The organism is Georgenia thermotolerans (assembly GCF_009193185.1).
GTDB lineage: Bacteria > Actinomycetota > Actinomycetes > Actinomycetales > Actinomycetaceae > Georgenia > Georgenia thermotolerans.
In genome coordinates, this window is record NZ_VUKF01000005.1 from 129,210 (window position 1) to 141,691 (window position 12,482).

Annotated in this window: 13 protein-coding genes; 5 read left to right on the forward strand and 8 right to left on the reverse strand. The window is 73.0% G+C overall.

Annotated features, from left to right (window positions below; all coding sequences use genetic code 11):
* Positions 1–5: 5 nt before the first annotated feature.
* The 3 genes from GD970_RS03935 to GD970_RS03945 form a co-directional block, all read right to left on the reverse strand.
* Positions 6–1,076, reverse strand: coding sequence for a TadE/TadG family type IV pilus assembly protein (locus GD970_RS03935; RefSeq protein ID WP_152201020.1), 1,071 nt, complete (start codon positions 1,074–1,076; stop codon positions 6–8).
* On the reverse strand, positions 1,064–1,456 hold the full coding sequence (locus tag GD970_RS03940) for a TadE/TadG family type IV pilus assembly protein (RefSeq protein WP_152201022.1): 393 nt from the start codon (positions 1,454–1,456) through the stop codon (positions 1,064–1,066). Before GD970_RS03940 ends, GD970_RS03935 begins: the two co-directional genes overlap by 13 nt.
* Positions 1,457–1,543: 87 nt before the next feature.
* Positions 1,544–1,774, reverse strand: coding sequence for a Flp family type IVb pilin (locus tag GD970_RS03945; protein WP_152201025.1), 231 nt, complete (start codon positions 1,772–1,774; stop codon positions 1,544–1,546).
* Between the two features lie 443 nt (positions 1,775–2,217).
* Here GD970_RS03945 and GD970_RS03950 point away from each other — a divergent pair, with 443 nt between their 5' ends.
* Entirely contained in the window at positions 2,218–2,895 is a 678-nt protein-coding gene (locus GD970_RS03950; RefSeq protein ID WP_152201027.1) for a TetR/AcrR family transcriptional regulator, read from the forward strand.
* 45 nt (positions 2,896–2,940) lie between these two features.
* Here GD970_RS03950 and GD970_RS03955 read toward each other — a convergent pair whose 3' ends face one another.
* Positions 2,941–3,957: a PHP domain-containing protein gene (locus GD970_RS03955; RefSeq protein ID WP_152201030.1), complete on the reverse strand. Its 1,017-nt coding sequence runs from the start codon at positions 3,955–3,957 to the stop codon at positions 2,941–2,943.
* Between the two features lie 62 nt (positions 3,958–4,019).
* A complete protein-coding gene (locus GD970_RS03960; protein WP_152201033.1) occupies positions 4,020–4,670 on the reverse strand; it encodes a dihydrofolate reductase family protein in 651 nt (216 codons plus the stop codon).
* Between the two features lie 138 nt (positions 4,671–4,808).
* Here GD970_RS03960 and GD970_RS03965 point away from each other — a divergent pair, with 138 nt between their 5' ends.
* Positions 4,809–5,354, forward strand: a complete 546-nt coding sequence (locus GD970_RS03965) for an SRPBCC family protein (protein WP_152201035.1) — start codon at positions 4,809–4,811, stop codon at positions 5,352–5,354.
* Here the strand turns inward: GD970_RS03965 and GD970_RS03970 are convergent.
* Positions 5,309–6,490, reverse strand: a complete 1,182-nt coding sequence (locus GD970_RS03970; RefSeq protein ID WP_170297190.1) for an MFS transporter — start codon at positions 6,488–6,490, stop codon at positions 5,309–5,311. The genes GD970_RS03965 and GD970_RS03970 overlap by 46 nt on opposite strands.
* On the opposite strand from GD970_RS03970, the gene GD970_RS21480 reads away from it, so the two are divergent.
* Together GD970_RS21480 and GD970_RS03975 are read left to right on the forward strand one after the other, a co-directional pair.
* A complete protein-coding gene (locus GD970_RS21480; protein ID WP_170297189.1) occupies positions 6,471–6,725 on the forward strand; it encodes a hypothetical protein in 255 nt (84 codons plus the stop codon). The genes GD970_RS03970 and GD970_RS21480 overlap by 20 nt on opposite strands.
* A 35-nt stretch (positions 6,726–6,760) precedes the next feature.
* Positions 6,761–7,222: a MerR family transcriptional regulator gene (locus tag GD970_RS03975; RefSeq protein WP_152201040.1), complete on the forward strand. Its 462-nt coding sequence runs from the start codon at positions 6,761–6,763 to the stop codon at positions 7,220–7,222.
* On the opposite strand, the gene GD970_RS03980 is transcribed toward GD970_RS03975, so the two are convergent.
* The gene (locus GD970_RS03980; protein ID WP_152201043.1) at positions 7,219–8,475 is read right to left on the reverse strand and encodes a serine hydrolase domain-containing protein; all 1,257 of its coding nucleotides are present in this window, start codon (positions 8,473–8,475) and stop codon (positions 7,219–7,221) included. The genes GD970_RS03975 and GD970_RS03980 overlap by 4 nt on opposite strands.
* Before the next feature lie 154 nt (positions 8,476–8,629).
* On the opposite strand from GD970_RS03980, the gene GD970_RS03985 reads away from it, so the two are divergent.
* A complete protein-coding gene (locus GD970_RS03985; protein ID WP_152201045.1) occupies positions 8,630–9,514 on the forward strand; it encodes a fructose bisphosphate aldolase in 885 nt (294 codons plus the stop codon).
* A gap of 3 nt (positions 9,515–9,517) precedes the next feature.
* Here GD970_RS03985 and GD970_RS22580 read toward each other — a convergent pair whose 3' ends face one another.
* Positions 9,518–12,367 carry a helix-turn-helix transcriptional regulator gene (locus GD970_RS22580; RefSeq protein ID WP_170297188.1) on the reverse strand — a complete coding sequence of 950 codons (2,850 nt, stop codon included), beginning with the start codon at positions 12,365–12,367 and terminating at the stop codon, positions 9,518–9,520.
* Positions 12,368–12,482 lie beyond the last annotated feature (115 nt).

The following is a 12,482-nucleotide window of genomic DNA, read 5'->3' on the forward strand; positions in this document are numbered from 1 at the left end:
CTTCCTTACTTCTTGATCAGCCGGATGGTTTTGCCGCCGAGCGCCGGTGCGCCGGGCGTCAGCGTGCCGTCGGGCACCAGGACGTTGGAGAAGATGCCGACAATGCACTGGTCGTTGCCGCTACCGGTGCAGAAGCCGGTGTTTTTGTACTGGAACTCGGCGTTTCCGTTGAAGGCGAACCCCGTGAGCTTGAAGCCCACATAGCCGTAGATGCGATACGTAGCGTTCGACCCGGTTCCCTGCGCCTTGTCGAAGATCGGGATGGTCAGCACCTTGCCGCTGTCCACGAGGCCCTTCAGATACGGGGCGTCGCAGGGTTGGTAGACGCTTGCGCCCGGGTCCGAGTGGATCCAGTCGCCGATCTTGGTGGCGGCGCTGCACTGATTCAGCCCGTCGGTGATCCAGGCGAACCCGCCAGGCACGTACTGGGGTGAGCCATTCGGGATGCATTCGTTCGGGCTGCTGGGATGGGGCAGCCGGATCGCCAGCTTGTTGCCCGATGGTGCGTTGCTCTCGTAGTTGCCGGTGGCGGTGTTGAATTTGAACGTCGGGTCACCCGCGGCGATGAGCTTGGTGATCTCGCAGAGCGAGATCGTGAGCGGCAGGGACGTGCCGTGGTTGATGGCACCCCACACAGCGGTGGACGTGGTCCGGATGTTGCTCGCGTCAACGCCGATGACGGGCGCCAGCCAATGCTCTCGGACGCCCGTGTTCTCCACGGTGACCTCACCCGTCGTCGGGCTGAGCGTGAGAGGCGCCGGCAGCCTGACGACCCCGGCCAGCACCTCCTGGTCGTTGCTGTTGGTCAGCGCGTAGTTCTGGGCGATCTTGTCCGCTCCGACGGCCCGATTGGGCGTCGTCCCGCCGGCGGTACAGTCTCCCGGCGCCGCCGCGCTCGCCTTGGCACAGAGTTGCGCGATCGCGAGAGCACCGGCGTCGGCGCCGTTCTGGAGCTGCTGACGTTCGGCCGCCATGGCCGCGATATCGACTCCCAGGGCCGCGGCCGCGATGAGCGGGACCGCCAGGATCGCCATCACGACGGCGACGGCACCTCGCTCCCGCTTCAGCCTTCGCATCTCATCGTTCCTTTGCCTGTCAGGGTGACGTCGGCACCGAAGAAGTCCGTGAGGAAGTGGTGCTTATGGCGGACGGTGACCTTGACGTTGGTGGTGACCGCCGGGGTGGCGCCCGGGCTGGGGCACGACGTGGGTGAGATCGTGATCTCGCTGTCAGCGATGGCAATCGTCGAATCGAAGTTCTTGATGGCCCCGGCGGCCTCGGTTGGCTTGCCCAGCGCCACGCTCCTGGCGCCCTCACGGGCGGCCGCGGAGAGGGTCGTCTGAACCTGATACGCCCGACCGAGCTCGACGATCCCGAAAACTAGAAGCACGAGCATTGGAATCACCAAGGCAAACTCCACCGCCGATGCACCGCGGTCATGTTTGCTGCGGCTCACCTGTCGCCTCCTCCCAGCGAGTTCGGATCGAGCCCGGCGTGGTGCGTCCGCGAGGAGCACCACGCCGGGCTCGCAAGTCTCAGTCGGTCACGGAGCGGGGACGGCGACACCGGAAGGACCAGCGAGCTCCGCCGCGACCTTGTCGAAGAGGGCGTCGAGCTGTCGACCGAGCAACGCGACGACCACGATGATCGCGACGGCGATGAGGCCGACCATCAGCCCGTACTCGACAGCGGTGGCGCCGCGGTCCTTGCGGTTCTCGAAGCGGTCTCCAATGACGGTGAACATGGTCATCAGGTAAGCGGCAGCGCGGTTCATGGGTTTTCCTTTCGAGGCGTGCCCGGAGAGTTCCGGTGCAATTTCTCCGGCTCGGGTTCGAACCGGTGACGAGAGGAACTTCCCAGAACTTTTCGAGATCGGAAGAGCTTCGTGGGGACGAACTTTCGGGTGTCCGAAACTTCATCCGGTCAGGGTGAGGAGGGTGAGTTACATGGGTGAGAGGCCGTGCGTCAGGGGTAGTGGCAACACCAGGTGAGAGCCCTTGTCCCCGCAGGAAACCGCGAATTTCCGAGGGTACTGAGGCGCGGCCGCTCGATGTTCGCCGGATCTCGTAGCCTCACCCTTGCGAGGCCACATGGCCTCCTGACGCCGTCCACTAGCGCTCCTAGGGACTTTTGTTACCTTGCCGTCTCTATTCTTTGCGGCTTTTGCCAGGTTGGAAACTGCGTGGCGACCGACAACAAACTCGTATCGTGAATCGCATGGCCACCCCCGAGAAGATGGGCCTGCGGGAGCGCAAGAAGCACCTCACGCGGGAGACGATCGCCGACGCCGCCCTGGCGCTGTCGGTCGAGCGCGGCCTCGCGAACGTCACGCTCGACGAGATCGCCAACCTCGCCTTCGTCTCCGCCAGAACGGTGTCGAACTACTTCTCCTGCAAGGAGGAGGCGGTGGCCCGGGCCGGCGCACACGACCTGCTCGAACTCGTCGACGCCTTCACCTTGCGCCCCGCCGACGAGCCGCCCATGGATGCCCTGCGTCAGGTGCTCATCGACTTCGCCGCCTCGTTGTCCCCGGAGCGACTCCGCGTGGAACGACAGAAGCTCGAGGTCGAGCAGGAGTACCCGGCGCTGCACCCCTATCAGGTCGCTCAGTACGACGAGCTGGAGGCATCGCTCCGCGAGGCCATCGCCGCCCGCACGCACACAAACGGCGACACCGACGTGTATCCGTGGATCGCGGCGGCCGCCGCCGTCTCCGCGATCAGCTCGTCGATCCGGCTATGGGCGCGTACGGAGTCAGGGCCTGAGGCACTTCCCGAGCTCATCGGCGCCGCCTTCGACCAGATCGCTGGGGGCCTGCGTCCGCCATCGTCCGCCGAGGACGGCGCCCATGCCTCGCACGGGCCTCCGCACCGGTCGGCCGCCGCGCCGGCCTGACCATCCCAGGCCGCGACAACCCCCGGAATCGTCACGCAACGCGCCTCACCCTCGCCGAGACCACGCCAGCAACTCGTCAATTCCCATCGCATTCACGATCCGCTCCCAGCCCAGCCCCGCCGCCTCGGCGCGCTGGCATCCGAAGTCCAGAAAGTCCAGCTGCCCAGGTGCATGGGCGTCGGTGTCGATCGAGAACCGACACCCCATCTCCGCCGCGAGCTGCAGCAGCCGGGTGGGCGGGTCGCGCCTCTCCGGCCGAGAGTTGATCTCCACCGCCACGTCGTTCTCACGGCACGCCGAGAACACCGCCTCGGCGTCGAACGCTGACTCCGGCCGGGTGCCCCGCCCGCCGGTGATGAGCCGGCCGGTGCAGTGGCCCAGCACGTCCACCCGAGGGTTGGACACCGCGCGCACCATCCGTCGGGTCATCTCCCCCGTGTCCATCCGCAGCTTGGAGTGCACCGAGGCGACGACAATATCCAGCTCGGCGAGCAGCGCGTCGTCCTGGTCAAGCTCACCGTCCTCGAGGATGTCGACCTCGATCCCGGTGAGGATCCGGAAGGGCGCCAGCGAGGCGTTGAGCTCCGCGATGACGCCCAGCTGGCGGCGCAGCCGCTCCGGGCTCAGCCCGTTGGCGATGGTCAACCGCGGCGAGTGATCGGTGAGGGCGAGGTACTCATGGCCGGCGGCCATCGCGGCGCGAGCCATCTCCTCGATCGGCGTGGTGCCATCGCTCCAGTCGGAGTGGGCGTGCAGGTCGCCCCGCAGCCAGCCGCGCACGGTCTCCCCACCGGGTACGAGCGGCGCGCTCGCCCGTTCCTCCAGCTCGGCGAGGTACTCCGGCGTGCCCCCGGCGGCCGCCTGCGTCGCGATGGCGGCCGTCTTCGGCCCGACGCCGGGCAGCTGCGTCAGCGTGCCGGCCGCCACCCGCCGCTCCAGCTCGCCGGCGGGCAACGCCGCGAGCCGGTTCGCCGCCGTGCGGTAGGCGCGCACCCGGTGCGGCTCGGCGAGCTCGCGCTCGAGCAGGTACGCCACGCGCCGCAGCGCCGAGACCGGGTCCACGGCGCCGAGGCTAGCGGCGACGGCGGGGGCCCGCTCCCCCGCCGTCGACCGCCCGTCGCCGCTCAGGCGCTCGGCGTGGCGGTCTCCTGGCCATGCTCGTCCACGCCGAACTCCCCGGTCTTCACCTCACCGGCGGGCTCGTAGGTGTTGAACATCGCCCCGCTGCTCGTGCGCCGCGAGTTGGTCAGGCGCAGCGTTCGCGCCGGCGCCCCCTCCGCGAAGAGCCGCTTGCCACGGCCGAGCACGACCGGGTAGATGCCGAGCAGGAACTCGTCGACGAGATCGTGGGCGAGCAGGGTGGGCAGCAGCTGGCTGCTGCCCCAGATGAGGATGTCCCCGTCCTCCGCCGCCTTGAGCGCCCGCACCGCCTCCGGCACGTTCTCGCTGATCACCGTGGTGTTGTGCCAGGCGGGGTCGCGCAGGGTGGTGGAGACGACGTACTTGGGCAGCGAGTTCAGCCCCGACGCGATCGGGTCGTCGGGATCGGTGACCTGGGGCCAGTATCCGGCGAAGATGTCGTAGGTGCGCCGGCCGAGGAGGAAGCCGCCCGCGCGCCGTGAGACCTCGACGACGATCTCGCCCATCTCGTCGTCGTTGAAGGGGAACTGCCAGCCGCCGTACGGGAAGCCGTCCGAGGGGTCCTCCTCCGGACCGCCCGGCGCCTGCATCACGCCGTCGAGCGAGACGAACGCGACCATGACGAGCTTGCGCATGAACTGCTCCTTCGATGTCGAATCTTGGGGGCGTCTCCGCCCCCCATTCATCCCTGCGTCGAACGACTGAGGACCCGATCGACACGGCGGCGTGATCGACTAGTGCCGCACGCCGATCCCCGGCCCGAGGAGCAGCTCATGCCCGCCGCCTTCGATCCCGGTCCGTTGCTGGAGGTCTCCGGCCACCAGGACGGCGACCGCAGCACGTTGGTCCTGCGCCGCCCCCTCGCCCACCCGCCCGGGGCGGTGTGGGCGGTGCTCACCGATCCGGAGCTGCTGGGCCGGTGGGCGCCGTTCACCGCCGACCGCGACCTCGGCAGCGAGGGCCCAGCGACCTTGACGATGATCGACGCCGAGTCCCGGTTGGACCTGCCCGCCACCGTCTCCGCCGCGCAGGCGCCGCGCCTGTTGGAGTACACATGGGGCGGCGACCGGATGCGCTGGGAGGTGGCCCCCGACGACGGCGGCACGTGCCTGACCCTCGCGCACACCGTCGAGGCGCCGGAGTGGATACCCAAGGTGGCCGCCGGGTGGCACCTGTGCCTCCTCGTGGCCGAGCACCTTCTCGACGGCGCCCCCATCCCGCCGATCGTCGGCGAGGCGGCCATGGGGTACGGCTGGCAGGCGCTGGCCGACGGCTACGCGGGGCAGCTCGACGTCGCCGAGACGACGGGAAGCGACTGAGCGGCGCCGCGCGCTCGCCGGCCCGGTGAGCGGCGCCCCGCGATCCCGGCGGCTGCCAGCCCGGCTGCGGCCAGCAGGGCGACGACGCCCGCCGGCACGGGCAGCGACCCCACGCCGAACCAGGCGACGACCGCGCTGCCGGCCGCCGCACCGACCGCGATGCCGAGGTTGAACACGACCGGGATGAGCGTCGCGGCGACCGCCCGGTGCTCCACCCCGGCGGCGCGCATGACCGCCGTCTGGATGAGCGGGGGCAGCGCGCCGGTGGCCAGGCCCCAGAGCGCCACGACGGCGACGTCGCCGAGCGGGTGAGTGCCCAGCGCGGTCAGTCCCAGCAGCGCGGCGGCCACGAGGCCGGCGCTGCCGGCCAGGGCGGCGCCGGGGAAACGGTCCCCCACCCGGCCGACGACGAGCACCCCCACCCCGGAGAGCACCCCGAACAGCAGGAGAGCGGCGCTCACCGCCAGCGTCCCGCCGGAGTCGGCGAGGAGCTCGGTGACGAAGGTGTACGCCGCGAAGTGCCCGACGAGCAGCGTTCCGCCGAGCGTCACGAGCACGACCACCGGACGCACCGACCGGCGCCCCGCCTGGCCGGACCGCGCGACCGCGTCGGCGCGCGCCGTCGCCGGCGCCAGCATGCTCAGGGCGGCCGCCGCGGCGAACAGGCTCAGGGCGGCCAGCGCCGCGAACGTCGTCCGCCATCCCCACAGGGCGCCGGCGGCGTTGGCGGCGGGGACAGCGAGCACCGTGCCGAGCGTGCCGCCACCGAGCACGACGGCGACGGCCCGGGCCAGCAGCCGCTCGGGCACGAGCGCGGCGAGGTGGGCGTTGACCGTGGCCCACAGGAGCCCGCACACGCCGGCGGCGACGAGCCGGGACCCCGCCGCGACGGCGTAGGAGCCGGCCAGGGCGGTGACGAGGCTGGCCACGCCGAAGACGGCGATCGCCGCGGCGAGCAGGCGCCGCCGGTCGAGGACGCGGGTCAGCCGGACGAGCGGGAAGCTCGCCACCACCACCACGAACGCCCAGCCTGACACGAGCAGCCCGACCCGCGCCGGGGAGACACCCAGGTCGGCCGCCATGAGCGGGAGGACCGCGGTGGGCAGCATCTCCCCGGTGACGACGACGAAGGTCATGAACCCGAGCGCGAGCAGGCTGGGCCACGGCAGCCGCGCGACGGTGGACGGCGACGACGGCCGCGACGACGACGGCGTTCCGCTCGGCACCGTGCCGCTGGGGCGGCGGGATCGCATGGGAAGGCGGCGGGATCGCACCGCCGACTCGCGGTCGAGGCGGCTCGGCTCCCCTGCGCGGGCGGCCGTCGCGGGCGCGGCCGCGGGATTCGTGGTCAGGTCCATGCCGCGACGCTAAACTTTCACACCAATGTCAGGGTCAAGGGGGACGGCGTGAAGATCGGCGAGCTCTCCCGCAGGACGGGGGTGGCCACCCGGCTGCTGCGGTACTACGAGGAGCAGGGCCTGCTCACCCCCGGGCGCTCGGCGAACGGGTACCGCACCTACGACGAGGAGCACGTCGCCGTCGTCGAGCGCGTCGCTCTGCTGGTGCGCTCGGGGGTGCCGACCCGGCTGGTCAAGGCGCTGCTCGAGCTCGAGGGGGTCCGGGCCCCGGAGCTGGCGGCCTCCTGCTCGCGCGGTGTCGCCGAGCTGCTCGCCGGGGAGCTGCGCGACCTCGACGCCCGGATCGGGTGCCTGACCCGCAGCCGGGAGACCATCCGCGCCTTCCTCGCCCAGACCGAGCACGCCGCGGTGCTGCCCGATGGAGAGGCAAGCCACGGCGTCCCCGGTGCCACCGTGGCCCTCGACGACGGCGCCGGCGCCGTCGACAGCACCGCCGCCTCGCGCGCCTAAGCCCCGGCGCCCACCACGTCCGCGACGTCCCGCAGCAGCGCCGGCCACTCCTCGTGGCTCAGGCCGTAGCGGTCCCCCATCCGGACCACGACGACGTCGGTGGCCGGGTCGACGTAGATGAACTGCCCGTGGTTGCCCATCGCGTAGAAGCGCCCGGGGCGCTCGGTGTCGACCCACCAGAAGTACTGGTAGTGGGCGGCCGGGTCGGTGGTCACGTCCTTCGCCGTCGCCTCGCGCACCCAGTCCGCAGGCACCACCTGGCGCCCGCCCACCGCGCCGTCGTGCGCGAAGAGGTACCCGAGGGCGGCGAAGTCGCGGGCGCGGCCGTTGATCCCGCTCTCCATCTTCTCGAAGCCGCTCGCCTCGCTGTCCAGGCTCCAGGAGCCGTCGGCCTCGGCGCCCATCGGCTGCCACAGCTCCTCGGCGAGGTAGTCGGCAACCGGGCGGCCGGTGGCCCGCTCGAGCACGAGCCCGATGAGCAGCGGGTTGTAGTTGTTGTAGTGCCACCGCTCCCCCGGCGCCTCGACCACCTCGGCGCCGATCGCGGCGGCGCGCAGGTCCGGCGAGTAGTAGGTGACGGCGTCGTCGCTCCACGGCGTGCTGTGCTCGACGTAGCGCAGCCCGGAGGACATCGTCACCAGGTCGCGCAGCGTGATGTCGGCGAAGCGCTCGTCCCGCGCGAGCAGCTCGGGCACGTAGGTGGTGACCGGCTCGTCCAGGCTGGCGATCTCCCCGCGGGCGATGGCGATGCCCACCAGCGTGGACGCGAAGGACTTGGCCACCGAGAACGACGTCTGCGTCGCCTCCCGGGAGGAGCCGTTGAGGTACTGCTCGACGACGACGTCGTCCCCGTGCAGCACCAGGAACGCCGTCGTGCCGGTGTCCTCGAGCAGCCCGCTCAGCGAGGTCGCGCCTCGGGGCAGGCGGACGGCGTCCAGCGCCCCCTCCGGCAACGGCGCGTCGCGCAAGGCCAGCGGTGCGGGGCCGGCGGGGACCGGCCGGGCCGGGAAGCGTCGCCAGTCGCCGGTGTCGGCGTCCATCCAGGCGATCGCCCGGGCGGCGGTGGAGCGGTCGATCATCAGGTGCGCCCAGGTCCACGTCCCGGCGAGGACGACGGCGAGCACGGTCGCCACCGTGGCCGGCCATCGCAGCCGGTGCCGCCGGCGCCGGAGCCCGCGCCGCACGAGGAGCGCGGCGGCGACCGCGAGGGCCCCGGTGGCTAGGGCGGTCGCGGTGGTGATGGCGGCGCTCACCGCGCCGTCACGTCTGTGTGAGTCACGGCGCAAGGATGGCAGGTGAACGCCTCCCGCACGGGCACCCGCGGTGCCACGCTGGTGGCGTGGCGCCACGCCACCGCCCGGGCAGGGCCCGGGCGCCAACCCGTGCGGAAGGGCGAGGGACTTCTCGATGAACCCTGAGCAGCTCGAGAAGATGAGGAACGGCGCCGGCTTCGTCGCGGCGCTGGACCAGAGCGGCGGCAGCACCCCCAAGGCGCTGCGGCTCTACGGCATCCCCGAGGACGCCTACTCCTCCGAGGAGGAGATGTTCGACCTGGTCCACCAGATGCGCACGCGCATCATGACCAGCCCGAGCTTCAACGGCGAGCGGATCCTCGCCGCCATCCTCTTCGAGAACACCATGGACCGGGACATCGAGGGCCGGCCCACCCCGGACTACCTGTGGAACGTCAAGCGCGTCGTGCCGATCCTCAAGGTCGACAAGGGCCTCGCCAAGGAGGCCGACGGCGCGCAGGTCATGAAGCCCATGCCCGGGCTGGACGAGCTCCTCGCCCGTGCGAAGGACAAGGGCATCTTCGGGACCAAGATGCGCTCGGTGATCAAGCTGCCCGGCGCGGGGGTCGACGCGGTGGTCGACCAGCAGTTCGAGGTCGCCCAGCGCATCCTCGGCGCGGGCCTGGTGCCCATCATCGAGCCCGAGGTGGACATCCACAGCCCCCAGAAGGCCGAGGCGGAGCAGCAGCTCAAGACCGCCCTGGCCGGGCACCTCGAGCAGGTCCCGGACGGTCAGCTGGTGATGTTCAAGCTCACCCTGCCCGAGGAGGAGGACCTCTACCGCGACTTCGTGGAGCACCCGAAGGTCCTGCGGGTGCTGGCGCTCTCCGGCGGCTACACCCGCGCCGAGGCGGACGAGCGCCTCGCCCGCAACCACGGCGTGGTGGCCAGCTTCTCCCGGGCCCTGACCGAGGGGCTGCACGCGGACCAGAGCGACGAGGAGTTCGACGCCGCGCTGGACGGCGCCATCGCCGGGATCGCGGCGGCCTCGCTGACCTGAGGCTCAGCGCACCGCCGGCTCGCCCAGCAGGTCGGGCCGGCTGTGCGCCAGCGCCCCCGCCGCCCCGCGCGTCGGCACGCCGAGCTTGGCGAGGATGTTCGAGACGTGCACGCTCGCCGTCTTCGTCGAGATGAACAGCTCCGCGGCGATCTCCCCGTTCGACCGCCCGGCCGCCACCAGCGCGAGCACCTCACGCTCGCGCACGGTCAGCGCGGTGGGGTCGGCGCCGCGCCGCCGGGGCGTGCCCAGGCCGGCCCGCTGGGCGACGTCGTCGAGGTGGCGGGTGAGCAGGCGCGCCCCGATGCGCTCGGCCTCCCGGCGGGCGGCGGCGAGCACGGGCTCGGCGCCCGCCCGGTCCTGCCCGGCGAGGCAGCGCGCCAGCTGCAGCCCGGCGTAGGGGCCCAGCACCGCCGGACCGGCGAGCACGCCCGGGTCGGCCAGCGCGGACCGCCAGGTGGCGGCGTCGCCGGCGAGCTCCGCCGCGACCATCGGCGCCCAGGTGGGCCGGACCAGAGCGGCGGGGATCTCGGCCACCTGCCCGGCGAGCAGGGCCCGGTCGGCGGGCACGGCGTCGTCGGCGCGCAGCCGCAGCGCCGCGGCGGCCAGGTGGGCGACCTGCCACAGCCGGTTGGGCACGTGTCCGCCGGGCGCGCGCAGCATGCGCTGGGTCGCGTCCCAGGCGCGCCCGGGGTCGGGCCGCGGGCCGAGCAGCGCGAGCCAGGCGGTGAGCAGCGTCAGCTCGCCCTGGAACTGGGTCTGCGGGCTGTGCCCCTCGGCCACCGAGGCGAAGTCGGCCAGGGTCTGCTCGACCTCCTCGGGGCGGTCGTGCCACAGCGCCAGCCAGGCCCGCAGGATGCGCAGGTGGAGCACGTAGTTCTGCGGGGGCACGAGCTCGATGGCACGGTCCACCATGCGCTCGGCCGCCGCGAGCTCGCCGAGGGCGATCATCGGCTCGGCCGCGTTGCCGAAGAGCATCACGCCCCCGGAGCGCTCGAGGCCCAGCGCCCGGGTCATCTCCACGCCGGCCAGCGCCGCCTCCTTGGCCTCCTGGAACCGGCCGGCGAGGTTGAGCTGGTTGGACCAGTTGATCCAGAAGCGCATGGCGATGCGCGACCGGGCGGTGGAGTCGGCCCGGGCGGCGGCCAGCTCGGCCAGGCCCGCCTCCTCGTCCCCGAGCGCGCACAACGCCATCGCCCGGGTGTTGCGGGCGCTTCCGCGGTAGGCCGGCTCGTCGAGCGCGGTGGCGACGGCGATCGCCTCGTCGGCCACGGCGATCGCCTCCCGGTGCCGCCCGGCCAGGCCGAGCTGGGCGGAGAGCAGCTCGAGCGCCATGGCGCGCTGGCGGGTGGGCGGGCGGTCCCCGGTCAGGGCCACCGCCTCGGCGAGCACCTCGGGCCCGCCCGGGCGCATGAGGTTGCCCAGGGCCCGCCCCTGGATCACCAGCCGGTAGGCGCGCACCTCCGGGGCGGCATCGGCCGGGGTCCCCCGCAGCGCGGCCTCGACCAGGGCCAGCGCCCGCTCCGCCTCCCCGGCCCAGATGGCCGCGCGGGCCGCCCGCTCGAGCACGACGTCGTGGTCCCCGGCCACCGCGGCCGGCTCGCGCACCAGGTCCCACACCTCCAGCGCCCGCTCGTACAGGGCGAGGGCCTCGTGCGGCGCCGTGGCGCCGTCCTCGGCACTGGCCAGGGCGGCACGGAAGGCCTCGTCGAGGCGGTGGGCGGCGAAGAGGTGGTGGACCAGGTCGTGGCCGCGGGCGGCGGACAGCTCGGGCCGCTCGGTGAGCACCGCGGCGTAGCGGGCGTGCAGGCGGGTGTGCTCCCCGGGCAGCAGGTCGTCCTGGACCACCTCGTGGAGCAGCGCGTGGCGAAAGCGGTACCCGGTCTCGTCGGGCACGAGGACGACGGCGTCCACCGCCTCGCGCAGTGCGGCGTCGAGCGCGGGGGCCGGCAGGTCGCTGACGGCGGCGAGGAGCTCGTGCTCGAACTGGGTGCCGGCGGCGGCCGCCGTGCGCAGCACGTGCTGGGTCTCCTCGCTCAGCGCCCGCACCCGGCCCAGGAGCGCGTCGCGCAGCGTGCCCGGCATGGTCACGCCGTCCGCGGCGGCCCGGGCGAGCTCCTCGACGAAGTAGGGCACGCCGTCGCTGCGCCGGTAGATCGCCGCCGCCACCCCCGGCGGGGGCGAGCCGACGGCGGCGACGAGGTCGGCGGTGCCGGCGGCGTCGAGCGGGCCGAGGTCGAGGCGGGTGGTGCCGCGCTGGCGCAGCAGCTCGGCGAGCACCGGGCGCAGCGGGTGGCGGCGGTGGAGCTCCTCCTCGCGGTAGGTCGCCAGGATCATCACCGGCGCGTCGGTGAGGGCGGCGCCGAGGAAGCGCAGCAGGTGCCAGGTGGACTGGTCGCCCCAGTGCAGGTCCTCGACGACGACGAGCAGCGGGTGGCGGCGGGCGGCCTCCTCGAGCACGAGCGTGACCGCCTCGTACAGGCGCAGCCGCTCGACGTCGGCGCCGCCGGGGGCGGGGGTCAGCCCGGGCAGCAGCGTGCCGAGGGAGGTCCAGCCGGCGCCGGCCCAGCCGATCACCTGGTCCTGGCCGTAGCGGCGGACGAGGTCGCGCACGATCTGCGCGACGGCGGCGTAGGGCATCCCCTCCCCCGCGAAGGCCACGCACTGGCCGGTGACCACCTCGGCGTCGTCGAGGGACTCGGCGAAGGCGGCGACGAGGGTGGTCTTGCCCATGCCGGCCTCGCCGGCGACGAGGGTGAGGCGGGCGCCGTCGGTCAGCGCGGCGGACCAGGTCCGGCGCAGCTCGTCGAGCTGGGCGGACCGGCCGACCAGCAGCGGGACCGGGCGTGGGGGCACGGCGCTCATCGTGCCATGCGGTACCCACGCGGCTGGGGTAACAGGGCGCGGCGCAGGGCCCAGCGCGGCGGCCGGGGGCGGCGGGCCGGCGGGGCGGCGTCGCCGGCGCGCTCGG

Coding starts and splice junctions, on each gene's coding strand:
- GD970_RS03935 (WP_152201020.1), bottom strand. CDS start 1,076: ATGCGAAGGCTGAAGCGGGAGCGAGGTGCCGTCGCCGTCGTGATGGCG.
- GD970_RS03945 (WP_152201025.1), bottom strand. CDS start 1,774: ATGAACCGCGCTGCCGCTTACCTGATGACCATGTTCACCGTCATTGGA.
- GD970_RS03950 (WP_152201027.1), top strand. CDS start 2,218: ATGGCCACCCCCGAGAAGATGGGCCTGCGGGAGCGCAAGAAGCACCTC.
- GD970_RS03960 (WP_152201033.1), bottom strand. CDS start 4,670: ATGCGCAAGCTCGTCATGGTCGCGTTCGTCTCGCTCGACGGCGTGATG.
- GD970_RS03965 (WP_152201035.1), top strand. CDS start 4,809: ATGCCCGCCGCCTTCGATCCCGGTCCGTTGCTGGAGGTCTCCGGCCAC.
- GD970_RS03970 (WP_170297190.1), bottom strand. CDS start 6,490: ATGACCTTCGTCGTCGTCACCGGGGAGATGCTGCCCACCGCGGTCCTC.
- GD970_RS03985 (WP_152201045.1), top strand. CDS start 8,630: ATGAACCCTGAGCAGCTCGAGAAGATGAGGAACGGCGCCGGCTTCGTC.